Origin of the sequence: Pseudomonas sp. 5P_5.1_Bac1 (assembly GCF_025466015.1) — a bacterium.
Taxonomy (GTDB): Bacteria; Pseudomonadota; Gammaproteobacteria; order Pseudomonadales; family Pseudomonadaceae; genus Aquipseudomonas.
Map to the genome: position 1 here is coordinate 44,357 of NZ_JANLNX010000060.1, position 16,820 is coordinate 61,176.

Annotated in this window: 16 protein-coding genes; 8 read left to right on the forward strand and 8 right to left on the reverse strand. The window is 64.1% G+C overall.

Translation table 11 applies throughout. The annotated features are described in order from the left end of the window. Positions 1–3: 3 nt before the first annotated feature. On the reverse strand, positions 4–1,731 hold the full coding sequence (locus NTD82_RS14815; protein WP_262129247.1) for a tetratricopeptide repeat protein: 1,728 nt from the start codon (positions 1,729–1,731) through the stop codon (positions 4–6). A gap of 177 nt (positions 1,732–1,908) precedes the next feature. Between NTD82_RS14815 and hemA the strand changes: the two genes are divergently transcribed. The 6 genes from hemA to NTD82_RS14845 all read left to right on the forward strand — a co-directional run bounded on the left by hemA (position 1,909) and on the right by NTD82_RS14845 (position 7,273). After that, on the forward strand, positions 1,909–3,186 hold the full coding sequence (hemA, locus tag NTD82_RS14820; RefSeq protein ID WP_095158648.1) for a glutamyl-tRNA reductase: 1,278 nt from the start codon (positions 1,909–1,911) through the stop codon (positions 3,184–3,186). After that, entirely contained in the window at positions 3,183–4,265 is a 1,083-nt protein-coding gene (gene prfA, locus NTD82_RS14825; protein WP_095158647.1) for a peptide chain release factor 1, read from the forward strand. Before hemA ends, prfA begins: the two co-directional genes overlap by 4 nt. Then, on the forward strand, positions 4,266–5,096 hold the full coding sequence (gene prmC / locus NTD82_RS14830; RefSeq protein ID WP_262129248.1) for a peptide chain release factor N(5)-glutamine methyltransferase: 831 nt from the start codon (positions 4,266–4,268) through the stop codon (positions 5,094–5,096). After that, positions 5,090–5,845 carry a molybdopterin-synthase adenylyltransferase MoeB gene (locus tag NTD82_RS14835; RefSeq protein WP_262129249.1) on the forward strand — a complete coding sequence of 252 codons (756 nt, stop codon included), beginning with the start codon at positions 5,090–5,092 and terminating at the stop codon, positions 5,843–5,845. Before prmC ends, NTD82_RS14835 begins: the two co-directional genes overlap by 7 nt. Next, complete coding sequence (gene murI, locus NTD82_RS14840) at positions 5,838–6,638, forward strand: glutamate racemase (protein ID WP_262129251.1); 801 nt, start codon at positions 5,838–5,840, stop codon at positions 6,636–6,638. The genes NTD82_RS14835 and murI overlap by 8 nt, the downstream gene beginning before the upstream one ends. Positions 6,639–6,754: 116 nt before the next feature. Then, a complete protein-coding gene (locus tag NTD82_RS14845) occupies positions 6,755–7,273 on the forward strand; it encodes an acyloxyacyl hydrolase (protein WP_262129252.1) in 519 nt (172 codons plus the stop codon). A gap of 48 nt (positions 7,274–7,321) precedes the next feature. On the opposite strand, the gene NTD82_RS14850 is transcribed toward NTD82_RS14845, so the two are convergent. The 5 genes from NTD82_RS14850 to NTD82_RS14870 form a co-directional block, all read right to left on the reverse strand. Further along, positions 7,322–8,020 (reverse strand): SDR family NAD(P)-dependent oxidoreductase, encoded by a 699-nt coding sequence (locus NTD82_RS14850; RefSeq protein ID WP_262129253.1) that lies wholly within the window; start codon positions 8,018–8,020, stop codon positions 7,322–7,324. Then, complete coding sequence (phrB, locus tag NTD82_RS14855; RefSeq protein ID WP_262129254.1) at positions 8,010–9,449, reverse strand: deoxyribodipyrimidine photo-lyase; 1,440 nt, start codon at positions 9,447–9,449, stop codon at positions 8,010–8,012. The genes NTD82_RS14850 and phrB overlap by 11 nt, the downstream gene beginning before the upstream one ends. Beyond that, positions 9,449–10,348 carry a MerR family transcriptional regulator gene (locus NTD82_RS14860; RefSeq protein WP_262129255.1) on the reverse strand — a complete coding sequence of 300 codons (900 nt, stop codon included), beginning with the start codon at positions 10,346–10,348 and terminating at the stop codon, positions 9,449–9,451. Before NTD82_RS14860 ends, phrB begins: the two co-directional genes overlap by 1 nt. Further along, positions 10,338–11,294, reverse strand: a complete 957-nt coding sequence (locus NTD82_RS14865) for a YbgA family protein (RefSeq protein WP_095158639.1) — start codon at positions 11,292–11,294, stop codon at positions 10,338–10,340. Before NTD82_RS14865 ends, NTD82_RS14860 begins: the two co-directional genes overlap by 11 nt. 109 nt (positions 11,295–11,403) lie before the next feature. After that, positions 11,404–12,390: an NAD(P)/FAD-dependent oxidoreductase gene (locus NTD82_RS14870; RefSeq protein ID WP_262129256.1), complete on the reverse strand. Its 987-nt coding sequence runs from the start codon at positions 12,388–12,390 to the stop codon at positions 11,404–11,406. Between the two features lie 193 nt (positions 12,391–12,583). Between NTD82_RS14870 and NTD82_RS14875 the strand changes: the two genes are divergently transcribed. Together NTD82_RS14875 and hemH are read left to right on the forward strand one after the other, a co-directional pair. After that, positions 12,584–13,486, forward strand: a complete 903-nt coding sequence (locus tag NTD82_RS14875) for a TIGR01777 family oxidoreductase (RefSeq protein ID WP_110971900.1) — start codon at positions 12,584–12,586, stop codon at positions 13,484–13,486. A gap of 12 nt (positions 13,487–13,498) precedes the next feature. Then, positions 13,499–14,512 (forward strand): ferrochelatase, encoded by a 1,014-nt coding sequence (hemH, locus tag NTD82_RS14880; protein WP_262129257.1) that lies wholly within the window; start codon positions 13,499–13,501, stop codon positions 14,510–14,512. A gap of 256 nt (positions 14,513–14,768) precedes the next feature. On the opposite strand, the gene NTD82_RS14885 is transcribed toward hemH, so the two are convergent. Further along, positions 14,769–16,043, reverse strand: coding sequence for a uracil-xanthine permease family protein (locus tag NTD82_RS14885; RefSeq protein WP_095158635.1), 1,275 nt, complete (start codon positions 16,041–16,043; stop codon positions 14,769–14,771). A 2-nt stretch (positions 16,044–16,045) separates the two neighbouring features. After that, complete coding sequence (gene upp, locus NTD82_RS14890; RefSeq protein ID WP_095158634.1) at positions 16,046–16,684, reverse strand: uracil phosphoribosyltransferase; 639 nt, start codon at positions 16,682–16,684, stop codon at positions 16,046–16,048. Positions 16,685–16,820: the final 136 nt, after the last annotated feature.

The following is a 16,820-nucleotide window of genomic DNA, read 5'->3' on the forward strand; positions in this document are numbered from 1 at the left end:
GGTTTAAAGAGTCTCGGATCCGGTCAGGCGCAGGACGGTCTTGCGCAGGATGGTGCTGTCGGGTTGCGCTTCGAAGGCCTTGGCCCAGACCTGGCGAGCCTCGCGACGCTTGCCGTTGGCCCAGAGCACTTCGCCCAGGTGCGCCGCGACTTCATGGTCGGGGAAGCGTTCGAGGGCCCGGCGCAGCAGGCGCTCGGCTTCGTCGAGGTTGCCCAGGCGGTAGTTCACCCAGCCGAGGCTGTCGAGTACGGCCGGGTCGTCCGGGTTGATCAGGTGGGCTTTTTCGATCAGGTCCTTGGCTTCGCCGTAGCGCGTGGTGCGGTCGGCGAGGGTGTAGCCGAGGGCGTTGAGCGCCATGGCGTTTTCCGGCTCGCGGGTGATGATGCTGCGCAGGTCCTTTTCCATCTGCGACAGATCGTCGCGTTTCTCGGCGAGCATGGCGCGGGTGTAGAGCAGGTTGAGGTCGTCGGGGTACTGCTTGATGGCTTTTTCCAGCACCCGCAGCGCCTGTGCATCCTTTCCGTTGTTGCCCAGGGTCTCGGCTTCGATCAGATAAAGCTGGATCGCGTAGTCGGGCTGGGCTTCGCGGGCGGCGTCGAGGCGGCGCGTGGCTTCGTCTGCGCGGCCGTTGGCGATGAGGATATCGGCCTGGCGCAATTGCGCCGCCAGGTAATCGTTGCCGGGGCCGACCTGGGCGTATTCGGCTAGCGCGCCTTCCAGGTCGTTGCGCTCCTCGCGGATGCGGCCCAGGTTCAGGTGCGCGGCATCGACATGGCTTTCGCGGGTGATCAGGTCTTCCAGGTAGGTGGCCGCTTCGTCGTAGGCCTTGGCCTCGAGGCTGACCAGCGCCAGGGAATAGCGCAGTTCATCGTCGTCCGGGTATTGCTGCAGCAGGCTGGCGAACTCGACCTTGGCGTCGTCGACCCGGTCCTGCTCAACCAGCATCCGCGCGTAGGTCAGGCGCAGGCGCTTGTCGTCGGGGTGGCGGGCGATGGTCTTGCGCAGCAGCGGCAGGGCTTCCGGGCCGCGGTCGAGGCTTTGCAGCAGGCGGGCGCGGAGCAGCACCGGAGCGATTTCGTCGTCTTGCGGCGGATGTTCTTCAAGCAGGCTCAGGGCCGCCTGGGACTTGCCGTCCTGTTGCAGCAGCAGGGCCTTGCCGAACACCAACTGGCTGTTGTCCGGGTATTTTTGCAGCAGGCGGTCGAAACTTTTTTGCAGGCCGTCGCGGGTGTCCTGGTCGGTTTCGGCAGCGGACAGGGCAAGGAAGTCGAAATGCGTGTCGCCCTGGCCTTGCAGCACCTTTTCCATGAACACCATGGAGTCGTCGTAGCGCCCGGCGCGGGCCAACTGGATCGCGGCGGCGCGCTGCGCATCGATGTTTTCGGGATCGTTTTTCGCCCAGATCAACGAGGTATCCAGCGCGGACTGGTCGGCACCGAGGTATTCGGCGATGCGGAAGGCGCGCTCGGAAATGGCCGGATCCTGGGTCTTTTCGGCCTGGATCACGTAGTTGTCCAGGGCGATATCGAAGCGATTGCGCTGCCCCGCCAGCTCGGCGACCAACAGACTATAGAGGGTGTCCTGGGTGAACGAGCCGTAGACCGTCGGCTCGGGCGCGGCGGTCGGCGCGACCTGCTGTCCGGCGGGCGGTGCGGCGTCCCGGGCACCTGGCAAAGCCTGGCAACCCTGGAGCAGGGCAAGGGCAAGGAGCAACGCGGAAGATCTATTCATAAGGAGATTTTGGGCGACTAACCTGCGGTCGGGCCATCATGACACAAGCGTCATGGCAAACCCACTCGCGATGGGGGGTGTGGATACAGTGTATTAGAGACAATCGCGAGCGGTGGTTGTTCTCAATCCAGCGAAGTAGGACAATTATCGGCTTCACGTCACAACCAGCGACCTTGAATGGCCTTTCTTGCCCTCGGTATCAATCATAAGACTGCCTCGGTAGACGTACGCGAGCGCGTGGCGTTTACCCCCGAGCAGATGGTGGAAGCCTTGCAGCAGCTCTGCCGACTGACTACCAGCCGGGAAGCCGCAATCCTTTCGACCTGCAATCGCAGCGAACTGTACATCGAGCAGGACCACCTGACGGCCGATGAGGTGCTGCGCTGGCTGGCCGACTATCACCAGTTGAGCGTCGATGAACTGCGCGCCAGTGCCTATATCCACGAGGATCATGCCGCCGTCCGGCACATGATGCGCGTGGCTTCCGGGCTCGACTCGCTGGTGCTGGGCGAGCCGCAGATCCTCGGCCAGATGAAGTCCGCCTACGCCGTGGCTCGCGAGGCCGGCACCATCGGCCCGCTGCTGGGCCGGCTGTTCCAGGCCACGTTCAGCGCCGCCAAGCAGGTGCGCACCGATACCGCCATCGGCGAGAACCCGGTGTCGGTGGCCTTCGCCGCAGTCAGCCTGGCCAAGCAGATCTTCAGTGACCTGGGCCGCAGCCAAGCACTGCTGATCGGCGCCGGCGAGACCATCACCCTGGTCGCCCGGCACCTGCACGAGCAGGGCGTACGCCGGATTGTCGTGGCCAACCGCACGCTGGAGCGCGCCAGCATCCTGGCCGAGCAGTTCGGCGCCCATGCGGTGTTGCTGGCGGACATTCCGCAAGAGCTGGTCAACAGCGACATCGTCATCAGCTCCACCGCCAGCCAGTTGCCGATTCTTGGCAAGGGCGCGGTCGAAAGTGCGCTGAAACTGCGCCGGCACAAGCCGATCTTCATGGTCGACATCGCCGTGCCGCGGGATATCGAGCCGCAAGTGGGCGAACTGGATGACGTCTACCTTTATACGGTCGACGACCTCCACGACGTGGTCGCGGAAAACCTCAAGAGCCGTCAAGGCGCCGCCCAGGCCGCCGAAGAGCTGGTGACCGTGGGCGCCGAAGACTTCATGTCGCGCCTGCGCGCGCTGGCCGCGGTGGACGTGCTCAAGGCGTACCGCCAGCAGAGCGAGCGTCTGCGCGACGAGGAACTGCAAAAGGCCCAGCGCCTGCTGGCCAACGGTTCCAGCGCCGAGGAGGTCCTGGTGCAACTGGCCCGCGGCCTGACCAACAAGCTGCTGCATGCGCCCAGCGTGCAACTGAAAAAGCTCTCCGCCGAAGGCCGCCACGATGCGTTGGCCATGGCACAGGAACTCTTTGCCCTCAACGAGGGCTCCACGGATAAAACCCCGCAATGAAAGCGTCGCTGCTCAGAAAACTGGAAATCCTCCAGGACCGCTTCGAGGAACTGACCGCCCTGCTGGGCGATGCCGAGGTCATTTCCGACCAGACCCGTTTCCGCGCCTACTCCCGCGAGTATGCCGAGGTCGAACCGGTGGCTGCCGGGTATGCCCAGTGGTGCAAGTTGCAGGACGACCTCGAGCAGGCCCAGGCACTGCTCAAGGACAGCGACCCCGACATGCGGGAAATGGCTGTCGAAGAAGTTCGTGAAGCCAAGGAGCAACTGCAGGAACTGGAAGCCCAGTTGCAACGCCTGCTGCTGCCCAAGGACCCCAACGACGGCCGCAACGTGTTCCTGGAAATCCGCGCAGGGACCGGCGGCGACGAGGCGGCGATCTTCTCCGGGGACCTGTTCCGCATGTATTCGCGCTACGCCGAGCGGCGTGGCTGGCGCCTGGAAATCCTCTCGGAAAACGAGGGTGAGCACGGCGGCTACAAGGAAATCATCGCCCGCGTCGAGGGCGACAGTGTCTACGGCAAGCTCAAGTTCGAGTCCGGCGCGCACCGCGTGCAGCGGGTGCCGGAAACCGAGTCCCAGGGCCGTATCCACACCTCGGCCTGCACCGTGGCGGTGCTGCCCGAGCCTGATGAACAAGCGGCGATCGAGATCAACCCGGCCGACCTGCGCGTCGATACCTACCGCGCCTCGGGCGCCGGTGGTCAGCACGTGAACAAGACCGACTCGGCGATCCGCATCACCCACTTGCCTACCGGCACAGTGGTCGAGTGCCAGGAAGAGCGCTCGCAGCACAAGAACCGCGCGCGGGCCATGTCCTGGCTGTCGGCGCGGCTCAACGACATGCAGACCAGCGCCGCGCAGAATGCCATCGCCAGCGAGCGCAAGCTGCTGGTCGGTTCCGGCGACCGCTCCGAGCGCATCCGCACCTACAACTATCCACAGGGTCGGGTCACCGACCACCGCATCAACCTGACGCTCTACTCGCTGGACGAAGTGCTCGCGGGTGGCGTGGATGCGATCATCGAGCCGCTGCTGGCCGAATACCAGGCCGATCAACTGGCCGCACTGGGTGACTAAATGACCATCATTGCCAGCTTGCTTCGCGGCGCGGAGCTTCCCGACTCGCCGACCGCGCGTCTGGATATCGAACTGCTCCTGGCTGCCGCCATCGGCAAATCCCGCAGCTACCTGCATACCTGGCCGGAGCGCATTGTCAGCAGCGAGGCGGCGCAGACGTTTGCCAGCTACCTGCAGCGCCGTCGCGCGGGTGAGCCGGTGGCCTATATTCTCGGCCAGCAAGGGTTCTGGAACCTGGACCTCGAAGTCGCGCCGCATACCCTGATCCCGCGCCCGGAAACCGAGCTGCTGGTGGAAACCGCCCTGGCCCTGCTGCCCGCCGAGCCGGCACGGGTGCTCGACCTTGGCACCGGAACCGGCGCCATCGCCCTGGCCCTGGCCAGCGAGCGGCGGCAATGGCAGGTGACCGCGGTCGACCGGGTGCTGGAAGCCGTGGCCCTGGCCGAGCGCAATCGCCAGCGCCTGCAACTGGACAACGTCAGCGTGCTCACCAGCCACTGGTTCAGTGCACTCGCCGAACAGCGTTTCCAGTTGATCATCAGCAACCCGCCTTACATTGCCGCCGAAGACCCGCACCTGGTCGCCGGCGACGTGCGTTTCGAGCCCAGCAGTGCGCTGGTGGCGGGCGACGATGGCCTGGACGATCTGCGCCAGATCGTCGCCGAGGCGCCGGCTCACCTGCTGGCGGGTGGCTGGCTGCTGCTGGAGCACGGCTACGACCAGGCCGCCGCAGTCCGCGAACTGCTGGCCCGGCACGGCTTCGAACAGATCGAAAGCCGCCTCGACCTGGGTGGCCACGAACGCATCACCCTGGGACGCCTGTCGTGCTGACCGACGAGGAACTGCTGCGTTACAGCCGCCAGATCCTCCTGGCGCAGATCGATATCGACGGCCAGTTGCGCCTCAAGGACAGCCGCGCATTGATTATCGGCCTCGGCGGCCTTGGCTCGCCGGTGGCCTTGTACCTGGCGGCCGCGGGTGTCGGCACCCTGCACCTGGCGGATTTCGACACGGTTGACCTGACTAACCTGCAACGGCAGATCATCCATGACAGCGCTTCGGTCGGTCAGCCCAAGGTGGACTCGGCGCTGACGCGGCTGCGCGCGATCAACCCGGATATCAATCTGGTGCCGCATCGCCAGGCGCTCGATGAAGATTCCCTGGCCGCAGCGGTGGATGCCGTGGACCTGGTGCTGGACTGCTCGGACAATTTCGCTACCCGCGAAGCGGTCAACGCCGCGTGCGTCAAGGCCGGCAAGCCGCTGGTCAGCGGCGCGGCGATCCGTCTGGAAGGGCAATTGTCGGTGTTCGATCCCCGGCGCCCTGAAAGTCCGTGCTACCACTGCCTCTACGGCCACGGCAGCGATGCCGAACTGACCTGCAGCGAAGCCGGTGTGGTCGGGCCGCTGGTGGGGCTGGTCGGCAGTCTTCAGGCGCTCGAAGCACTGAAGCTGCTTGCGGGCTTCGGCGAGCCGCTGGTGGGACGCCTGCTGTTGATCGATGCACTGGGCACGCGTTTCCGCGAGTTGCGGGTCAAGCGCGATCCGGGTTGCGCCGTCTGTGGAACAGCCCATGGCTGAGGCCTCGGCAGCGCCGGTCGGCGTGTTCGACTCCGGTGTCGGCGGCCTGTCGGTGCTGGCGGAAATCAACCGGCTGCTGCCCAACGAGTCGCTGCTGTACGTGGCTGACTGCGGCAACATCCCCTATGGCGAGAAGTCCCCGGAGTTCATTCGCCAGCGCTGCCGCAAGGTGGCCGAATTTTTCCAGGAACAGGGCGTCAAGGCCGTGGTCCTGGCCTGCAATACCGCCACCGTTGCCGCCGCCGCCGACCTTCGCGAGCGTTTCCCGCAGTGGCCGCTGGTAGGCATGGAGCCGGCGGTTAAGCCGGCCGCGGCGGCTACCCGCAGTGGCGTGGTCGGAGTGCTGGCCACCACCGGCACCTTGCAAAGCGCCAAGTTCGCCGCCTTGCTCGACCGCTTCGCCACCGATGTGCGGGTGGTGACCCAGCCCTGCCCGGGGCTGGTCGAACTGATCGAGTCGGGTGACCTCGACAGCCCGGCCCTGTGCCAGCTCTTGCAAGGCTATGTCGAACCGCTGCTGGCGGCCGGGTGCGACACCATTATTCTTGGTTGCACCCATTACCCCTTCCTCAAGCCCCTGCTGGCCGAAATGGTCCCGGCATCGGTGGCGATCATCGACACCGGCGCCGCCGTCGCCCGGCAACTCCAACGCCTGCTGGCCGAGCGCCACCTTCTGGCGGCCGGCCCCGCGCGTCCTACACAGTTCTGGACCAGTGCCGACCCCGAACATCTGCGAAACATCCTGCCTTTGTTGTGGAATAAATCTGACTGTGTGCAAAGCTTCAATAGGTAATCGACGTAGGAAAAAAAACGTCGAAATCCAGTGAACTCCTTTGCATGCGCTGATTTCTACTACGTTGTCTGATGAGACAAAAAAAACCAACAAACGGATTTAAAAGGACGTTTCTCATGAAGAAACTGCTTTGCTTGGCTGTGGTTGCAGCCGCAACCCTGGGGCACACCTTCACCGCACAGGCCGCGGATATCACCTTCGCTGTCGGCCAGACCAGCGACTCCACCATGACCTACCGCATCGGCGTGCAATCCAACTGGGATGCCAGTTGGTGGCAGACCAGTGTCGGCCGTCTGACCGGCTACTGGGACGGCGGCTACACCTTCTGGGACGGGGACAAGACGTCGAACAACCACAGCCTGTCGTTCGCGCCGGTGTTCGTTTATGAGTTCGCCGGCGAGTCGGTCAAGCCGTACATCGAGGCCGGCGTCGGGGTGGCGGCATTTGCTCACACCGAACTTGAAAGCAACAAACTGGGTTCGTCCTTCCAGTTCGAAGACCGCATCGGCTTTGGCCTGCGCTTTGCTGGGGGGCATGAAGTGGGGATTCGGGCGATCCACTATTCCAACGCGGGCCTCAGCCAGCCGAACGATGGTGCCGAGAGTTTCGCCCTGCATTACCGCATGTCGCTCTGACCGCTACACGACACCGGGGCCGCATTGCGGCCCCGGTTTCATTTTCGGTCAACGCCGCAACGGCCACAGACTGCTGACCGACAACGCTTCCATAACCATTTCAGGCATCCGCTGAGACAAGCGCTGGATAATCGCTTGCGCGGCGCTTTGCGCGTCCCATTTCTGCGGCAGCGCCACCGTCAGGGTGGTGGGCTTTTTCAGGTTTTGCGGTGCGATCAGGGTGAGGTCGATTTCCTTGGGCGAGAGCACGCTGCGAGATTCGCTGAACCACTGGCCCAGGCTGTTCTGCGCCGTCGGCCACTGGCTGCTCTCATGTTGCTGGAGCGCCGTGATGCTGCTCAGGATCGCCACGACATGGGCCGTTTGCCCCGCCTGCAGCAGCGGCAGGGCGCTTTGCAGGCAGTAGGCGCTGGCTGACAGGTTGCTCTGGATCAGCGCTTCGAACATTTCCGTTCCGCTGGACTTCGCGTCGAGGTAGTCGCACGTCCCGGCGTTAAGGATCAGCGTGTCGAGCGCGCCCCAGCGTTGCTGAATACATCGGCTCATGTGCTCGGCTTGCGCGGCATCGCTCAAATCACCGTCCAGCACGAGGCAGTGCCGGGCGAGACTGCTGGGTAGCGCGTCGAAGGGCGCACGGCCGCTGATCGCGACGTGATGACCGAGCATGAGCAACTGTGCTGCCAACGCATGGCCCAAACCACTGCTGGCGCCGGTTACCCAGATACGTTTCGGATCCTCAGTATTCAAGGGCATCTTCGTTGCTGTGCTCTTTGGGCAGTTGTCGGAAAGCGTCGATGGCGCGCTGGCGGCTTGGGCCAAGGTCGACGATGGGCTGTGGATAACCTTGCACGCCGAACAGCCCGCCGGGGCTGTGGATATCCTTATCGTCCAGCGCTTTCAACTCCGGCAGCCAGTGTCGCAGGAAGCGGCCCTTGCTGTCGAAGCGCTCGGATTGGCTGACGGGGTTGAACACCCGGAAATACGGCGCAGCGTCGGTGCCCGTGGACGCACTCCACTGCCAACCGCCGTTGTTTGCGGCCAGGTCGCCGTCTATCAGATGGCGCATGAAAAAAGCTTCGCCCTCGCGCCAGTCGATCAGCAGGTTCTTGCTCAGGAACATTGCCACCACCATGCGCAGGCGGTTGTGCATCCAGCCGGTGGCGAGCAATTGACGCATGGCGGCATCGACAATCGGGATGCCGGTGCGGCCCTCCTGCCAGGCGGCGAGGTCTTCGGGGGCGTCGCGCCATTTCACCGCTTCGGTCGCCGGGCGGAAGGCGCGGTGGCGAGAAACCCGCGGATAACCGACGAGCACATGTTTGTAGAACTCGCGCCAGAGCAACTCGTTGACCCAGGTAACGGCGCCGGGATTGCCGCTTTCGAACTCGCCGTAGTTGTTGGCAATCGCGGCGTGCAGGCACTGGCGCACGGAAATCACCCCGGCGGCGAGGTAGGGCGACAGTTGGCTGGTGCCGTCGACGGCGGGCAGGTCGCGTTGTTCGGTGTAGTCCGCCATGTCGTCTTCGACGAAGCCGGCCAGTCGCTCGCGGGCGTGGTCTTCGCCTGCCGGCCACTGCTCGCGCAGCGACGCTGCGGGAGTGGGAAAGCCTTCGATATGTCGTGGGACATCGTCACTGGCGATGGCAGTCTTCGCCTGCTTGCGCGGCAACGGCTGCAAGGCGGGCAGGCCGTGGTGCAGGCGCTGGTAACAGAGCTTGCGGAACTGGGTGAAGACCTTGAAGTAACCGCCCTGGCGAGTGAGCACCGTGCCCGGTTTGAACAGCAACTGATCAAGGTAGCTGTGCAGGCCGATGCCATGCTGTTGCAGGTATTCGCCGACGTCGCGATCACGCTGCTGTTCGTTGATCCCGTATTCCTCGTTGACGTGGACATCCTGCACGCCGTGTTCCCGGCATACCTCGTGGAGCACCCGGGGTGCGTCTTTCCAGTCATCGGCTACACGAATAAGCAGCGGGATGTTCAGTTCGCCGAGCGCCTGTTTCAGCGCCTCCAGATTGCGCAGCCAGAAGTCCACCTTGCAGGCGGCGTCATCGTGACGCTTCCACTGCGCCGGGCTGACCAGCCAGAGCGCCAGGCACGGGCCGCGCTCGCAAGCGGCGGCCAGGGCAGTGTTGTCATGCAGGCGCAGGTCGCTGCGCAGCCAGATCAATTGCATTATTCGGGTCCGTGTTTTTCCGTGGCAAGCGGCTTGAGGTCTTGCAGGCACCTGCACGCCGCCAGGGGCGAGTCGAGCAAGTGCCAATCGGGATCTGTCGGCAACGCATGCTTGTGTAAAGTGACCGCGGCGCCGAACAGGAGTTTCGGTACGCTCAGCGGCGCGAGGGTGCGTTGCAGTCGGTCGCTGTCCTGGGCGGTGTTGATACTGACCAGCACTGCCCTCGCGCCCAGTTGCTCGACGCCCAGTGCCAGGTCGCGGGCGGGCAGGGTGCTGTCGAACACTTCCACCGGGCAGCCGGCATCGCTCACCAGCCAGGCGCACAGCCACAACTGCGGATCGAATGGCAGGGCGCCGCCATTGACCAGCATCGCCGGCGCGCCGTTGCACTGGCGGTTGTTGTGGTACACCCGAAGCCCCAGCTTGCTGCGCAGCCAACTGTGGAAGAAGCCCTGTTCGAGGCGAGCGGTAGGGTGGGTTTGCCAGCGTGCTTCGAGATGGCCGAGCAAGGGCAACAGCAATTGCTCGCACAAGGTGGCGGCGGGGTAGAGCGCCATGGCCTGGTTGAACTGCTGGTCGAGCTGGCGCTCGGCGAGGTGGGCGATGCACTCGGTGAGGTGGGTGCGCAGCGCCTGCCAGTCGTCTCCGGGAATGCTCTGCTCGGGCGACTTGTCGCTGTCGAGCAGCGGCAGCACCTGACTGACCGCAACACCACGGTTGAGCCACGACAGAATGCTGCGGATGCGTTCCACCTGATCGCTGCTGTACAGCCGGTGGCCCTTGCTGGTGCGCTGCGGCACCACCAGGCCATAACGCCGCTCCCAGGCGCGCAGGGTGACCGGGTTTACGCCGGTCAGCCGTGAGATTTCGCGAATGGGCAGCAGCGGTTCAGATGGCATTGCGCAGGCTCAGGTTTTCCGGGTGCGGCTGCAGGTAGACCTGGCTCAGCAAGTACGCATCGGGATGATGATTGAGGTGGTGCTTGAGCAGCGTCAGCGGCACCACCAGCGGGACGATCCCGGCCATGTATTGCTCGATCACGCGGCGGATTTCCTGCTTGTCCCCGGCGTCGAGGAAGCGCCGCAGGTAACCGCTCAGGTGCATCAGCACATTGCCGTGGGTGCCGCGGTTGGCGCAGCGGCGCAGCGCGGCGATCAACTGGCTGAAATACGCCGGGCCGATCTGCTGCGGGTCGTCCTGGCGGCTCATGCTGCCCAGCAGCTTGCCGAGCACTTTGTATTGCTCGGGGTTGTGCGCCATCAATTGGTACTTGTAGCGGGAGTGGAAGGCGATCAGCGCGTGACGGCTCAGGCCCTCGGCGCACAGGCGTTGCCAGTCGGCATAGGCCAGCACGCGGATGATGAAGTTTTCCCGCAGCACCGGATCGCACAGCCGGCCTTCTTCTTCCAGCGGCAGGTCCGGGCGCAGTTCGCGAAAACGCGCGGCATACAGGCCGCTGGCGCGCTCGCGTGCGGGGTAGCCGTTGGCCTGGTAGACCTTGATGCGCTCCAGCCCGCAGGACGGCGATTTCTGCATGAAGATGTAGCCGCAGATATCGTCCAGCTCGACGGCCATCTGGTCGGCGTACTGGATCAGCGCATCGGAAACATCGATGGTGTCGTCGCGGCTGTTGACGGCGCGAGGCTGGGCCGGATCGCCGGCAAGGTGGATCGCGGCACGGGGCGTGCCCAGGCCGATCGCCACTTCGGGGCAGATGGGCACCAGCTCGAAATGCTCCGCCAGCGCTTCGGTGCACAGGCGCGATTCCTTGTGACCGCCATTGAAGCGGACTTCTTTACCGGCGAGGCAGGCGCTGAGGGCAATTTTGGGCTTGGTAGCGGGCATGGTCGGCAACCTTTCTTGTACAAAGATAAAAACCTGTACAACTTCGCTCAGCATAAGCCGGAAGTTGTACAAGTCAATATTTCTGTAGAGGTCGCGTTGCCCGCGGGGTTTATTCGAGGTGTTCGATCAATCGGCGGGCGGCTTCCTGGCCGCTGAGCCAGGCACCTTCGACCCGGCCCGACAAGCACCAGTCGCCGCAGGCGTAGAGGCCCAGGTCGGCATCGGCGAGAGCGCCCCATTCGTGGTTGCTGGCGGGGCGTGCGTAGAGCCAGCGGTGCGCCAGGGTGAAGCTCGGTGCCGGGACCGCACAGCCGACCAGCTCGGCGAAATCGCCCAGCAACTGTTCGATCACCGCCTCTTTCTGCAAGTCGATGTGCTGTTTGCTCCAGGCCGAGGTGGCGTGCAGCACCCAGGTGTCCAGGCGCTCCTCGCGTCCCGGCTTGCTGCGGTTGCGCGCCAGCCAGTCGAGCGCGCAGTCCTGCACGAAGCAGCCCTGCATGGGCGTGGCCAGCGGGGTGTCGAAGCCGAGGGCGATGGCCCAGGTCGGCTCCATCTGCACGCCGGCCGCGGCGGCGGCGAGTTTCGGCGTGGCGGCCAGCAAGGCCGCGGCCTGCGGTGCAGGCACGGCGACGATGACCTTGCTGAACGGGCCGTGGCTGCAGCCTTCGGTGTCTTGCAGGTGCCAGTACTGTTTGCCGCGGAAGACTTCACTGATGCGGCAACTGAAGTTCACCGTGACGTCCTTGAGCAGGCCGCGGGTGATGGCGCTCATGCGCGGCGTGCCGACCCAGCGGGTCTGTTCGTCCGGCGAAGGGCTCAACTGGCCGTCGCGGTAGTTGTAGAGCTGTGGCTTCCACTCCGCGACCCAGCCCTTGGCTTGCCAGTGCTGGATCTGCTCGACGAAACGGCGGTCGCGGGCGGTGAAGTATTGCGCACCGAGGTCCAGCGCCCCGGCTTCGCTGCGCTTGCTGGCCATACGTCCGCCGCTGCCGTGCCCCTTGTCGAACAGGTGGACGGTCAGTCCTTCCTTCTGCAAGGCCCGGGCGGCAGAGAGTCCGGCAATGCCGGCACCGATGATGGCGATAGGTACGGTCATGATGGGCCTCTTTGAACCTTCTAGTAGGTACAGACAGCCACGCTGTCGGACAAACCTGTACAACTCCAGGGTTTTGTATAAGATCAGTCGGCTCGTTGCAACAGGTTGGCCTATGTTTATCCCAGAGTGAACGGTCAAAAAAGTGCCTTGCTTTTAAAAGTAGACCAGCGAGCGCCATCATGAGGACACGGCCATGAATATATTGCTGACCGGTGGTACCGGCCTGATTGGACAGCAACTGTGTCGCCACTGGCTCGACCAGGGCCATCGACTGACGGTCTGGAGCCGCCGTGCCGACCAGGTTGGCCAGCTTTGCGGTGCCGGCGTTCGTGGCATCAGCGAACTGGAGGCTTACGGCGACGGGCCGCTGGATGCGGTCATCAACCTGGCCGGCGCGCCGATCGCCGATCGGCCCTGGACCGTGTCGCGGCGGGCGCAGTTGTGGGGCAGCCGGATCACCCTGACCGAACACCTGCTGGCCTGGCTGGAGCGCCGTGAGCAGCGCCCGGCCGTGATGATTTCCGGCTCCGCGGTGGGTTGGTATGGCGATGGCGGCGAGCGTGAATTGACCGAGTCTTCGCGCCCGGTCAAAGAGGACTTCGCCAGCCAGTTGTGCATCGCCTGGGAAGAAACCGCGCAGCGCGCCGAAGCCCTGGGCATCCGTGTCGTGCTGCTTCGCACCGGTCTGGTCCTGGCCAGTGAGGGCGGCTTTTTGTCGCGCCTGCGGCTGCCCTTCAAACTCGGGCTGGGCGGGCCGATCGGCGATGGACGGCAGTGGATGCCGTGGATTCATATCCAGGACGAAATCGCCCTGATTGATTTTCTCTTGCAGCGCAACGATGCCAGCGGTCCTTATAATGCCTGCGCTCCGGAGCCTGTCCGCAACCGCGAGTTCGCCCGGCGCCTGGGCCGCACGCTGCACCGGCCGGCGTTCATGCCGCTGCCTGCGCTGGTTTTGAAAGCGGGGCTTGGCGAGCTGTCGACCTTGCTGCTCGGTGGCCAGCGCGCCCGCCCGGTGCGTGCGCTGGCGGCGGGCTTCACTTTCCGTTTCAACGATGTGCAATCGGCGCTGGATGAGTTGTCCCCCCGCCTCTGAAAAGGATGTTGCATGACCGATCATGCTTTGCTGCTGGTCAACCTGGGTTCACCGGCGTCCACCTCCGTCGCCGATGTGCGCCGTTACCTCAATCAGTTCCTGATGGACCCTTACGTCATTGACTTGCCGTGGCCGGTGCGGCGTCTGCTGGTGTCGCTGATCCTGATCAAGCGCCCGGAACAGTCCGCCCATGCCTACGCATCGATCTGGTGGGACGAGGGCTCGCCGCTGGTGGTGCTGACCCGTCGTCTGCAACAGGCCGTGGCGCCGCACTGGACCCACGGGCCGGTGGAAATCGCCATGCGCTATGGCGAGCCGTCGCTGCCCTCGGTGTTGAAGAAACTCGCCGCCCAAGGCGTGCGCAAAGTGACCCTCGCGCCCCTGTATCCGCAGTTCGCCGACAGCACCGTGACCACCGTGATCGCCCAGGCGAAAGAGGTGATCGCCGAACAGCAGTTGCCGTTGCAGATGACCGTGTTGAAGCCGTTCTATGACCAGCCCGAGTACATCGATGCGCTGGTGGCGAGCGCCAAGCCTTATCTGGAGCAGGATTTCGATCACTTGCTGCTGAGTTTCCACGGGCTGCCGGAGCGGCACCTGAAGAAGCTCGACCCGACTGGTACGCATAACTTCCAGGACGCCGACTGCTGCCGTGAGGCCTCGGCGGAAATGCTCGCCGTCTGTTATCGCGGTCAGTGCCTGCGGACCGCCCAGGCCTTCGCGCGCAAGATGGGCTTGCCGGATGGCAAATGGTCGGTGTCCTTCCAGTCGCGGCTAGGCAAGGCGAAGTGGATCGAGCCCTACACCGAAGCGCGGCTGGATGAACTGGCCAAGGCCGGGGCGAAAAAGCTGTTGGTGATGTGCCCGGCGTTCGTTGCCGACTGTATCGAGACCCTCGAAGAAATTGGCGACCGCGGTCGCGAGCAGTTCATCGAGGCGGGCGGGGAGGAGTTGAAGTTGGTGCCTTGTCTGAATGATCACCCGCAATGGGTGCAGGCACTGGTTACGTTGTGCGAGCGGGCTTGAACCGGTGTTTCGGCGATAAAGTGCGGGGCTTCACGGAATCCTGGGGCTGTTCAGCTCTCACGGTTGCGTGACACGTTACCTGTAGGAGCGAGCTTGCTCGCGAGGGGCCGCGTGTTGTCGGAGCGCCGAACCGCATCGCTGGCAACCCAGCTCCCACAAGAACGGCGTTGCTTCAGAAGTCAGAACAGTACCCCGTGAAGAAATGAAAAGAGGGCTCCATTGGAGCCCCCTTTTTTACAGGTGAAGATCATCCCGCTCAGGGCAGATGATCATCCATCACCTTGTTCTTCCAACCATCATTGCCCGGCAACAGCAGGTTCAGGGCGATAGCCACCACCGCGCACAGCGCGATGCCTTTCAGGCCCCAGTCATCCGGGCCGTCACCGCTACCTACCAGCACACCGCCGATACCGAATACCAGGGTCACCGAAACGATCACCAGGTTGCGGGCTTCGCTCAGGTCGATCTTGTGGCGGATCATGGTGTTCATGCCGACCGCAGCGATCGAGCCGAACAGCAGGCAGAGAATGCCGCCCATCACCGGCACCGGAATGCTCTGCAACAGCGCGCCGAACTTGCCGATGAACGCCAGGGTAATGGCGAACACCGCCGCCCAGGTCATGATCTTCGGGTTGTAGTTCTTGGTCAGCATCACCGCGCCAGTCACTTCGGCGTAGGTGGTGTTGGGCGGGCCGCCGAACAGGCCGGCAGTGGTGGTGGCAATGCCGTCACCCAGCAGGGTGCGGTGCAGGCCAGGGGTCTTCAGGTAATCGCGACCGGTCACGCTGCCTACCGCGATCACGCCGCCGATATGTTCGATCGCCGGCGCCAGGGCGACCGGAACGATGAACAGGATGGCCTGCCAGTTGAACGCCGGCGCGGTGAACTTCGGCAGTTCCAGCCATGGCGCAGCAGCGATCTTGGCGACATCGACCACACCGAAGGCGAACGACAGGCCGAAGCCCACCAGCACGCCGGCAATGATCGGCACCAGGCGGAAGATGCCTTTGCCGAAGACCGCGACGATCAGGGTGGTCAGCAGTGCCGGCATCGAGATCATCATCGCCGTGCTGTACGGCATCAGGGCGGTGCCGTCGCCGGCCTTGCCCATGGCCATGTTGGCCGCGATCGGCGCCATGGCCAGGCCGATGGAGATGATGACCGGACCGATCACCACCGGTGGCAGCAGGCGGTCGATGAACCCGGTGCCTTTGATCTTCACCGCCAGGCCCAGGAAGGTGTAGACGAAGCCCGCAGCCATGACGCCGCCCATGGTTTCGGCCAGGCCGAACTGGCCCTTGGCGAGGATGATCGGGGTGATGAAGGCGAAGCTGGAGGCCAGGAACACCGGCACCTGACGCCCGGTGACGATCTGGAACAGCAGCGTGCCGAGGCCTGCGGTAAACAGTGCGACGTTGGGATCAAGGCCGGTGATCAGTGGCATCAGCACCAGGGCGCCGAAGGCCACGAAGAGCATTTGTGCGCCGGAGACGATCTGGCGCCAGAGCGGTTCGTTGAACTCGTCCTGCATGCTCAGGCGTCCTTCTGCTTGGTGCCGAAGATCTTGTCGCCGGCATCGCCCAGGCCGGGAATGATGTAGCCGTCTTCGTTCAGGCGCTGGTCGATCGAAGCGGTGAAGAGCTGCACGTCAGGGTGGGCTTTCTCCACCACGGCGATGCCTTCCGGCGCGGCCACCAGGACCATGGCGCGGATATCCTTGCAACCGGCGCGCTTGAGCAGCTCGATGGTCGCGACCATGGAACCGCCGGTGGCCAGCATCGGGTCGATGATCAGGGCCAGGCGCTGGTCGATTTCCGGCGCGAGTTTTTCCAGGTAGGTGTGGGCTTCGAGGGTTTCCTCGTTGCGGGCCACGCCTACGGCGCTGACTTTGGCGCCCGGGATCAGGCTGAGCACGCCTTCGAGCATGCCGATTCCGGCGCGCAGGATCGGGACTACAGTGATTTTCTTGCCGGCGATCTTCTCGACTTCAACGGCGCCGCACCAGCCATCGATGGAATAGGTTTCCAGCGGCAGGTCCTTGGTGGCTTCATAGGTCAGGAGCGCGCCGACTTCCTGGGCGAGTTCGCGAAAATTCTTGGTACTGATATCGGCACGGCGCATGAGGCCGAGCTTGTGGCGGATCAGCGGATGGCGGATCTCACGGATGGGCATGGGGAAGGGCTCCGGAATGCGGGCAAAAAAACCGCGCTAGATTAATCTATTCGACCGTGTGTGTCCTATAGCCACACTGGACGTTAGTCCAGAAATGCTTGATCTGATGCGTGTGGATGCGTACCTTTGCCCGCTT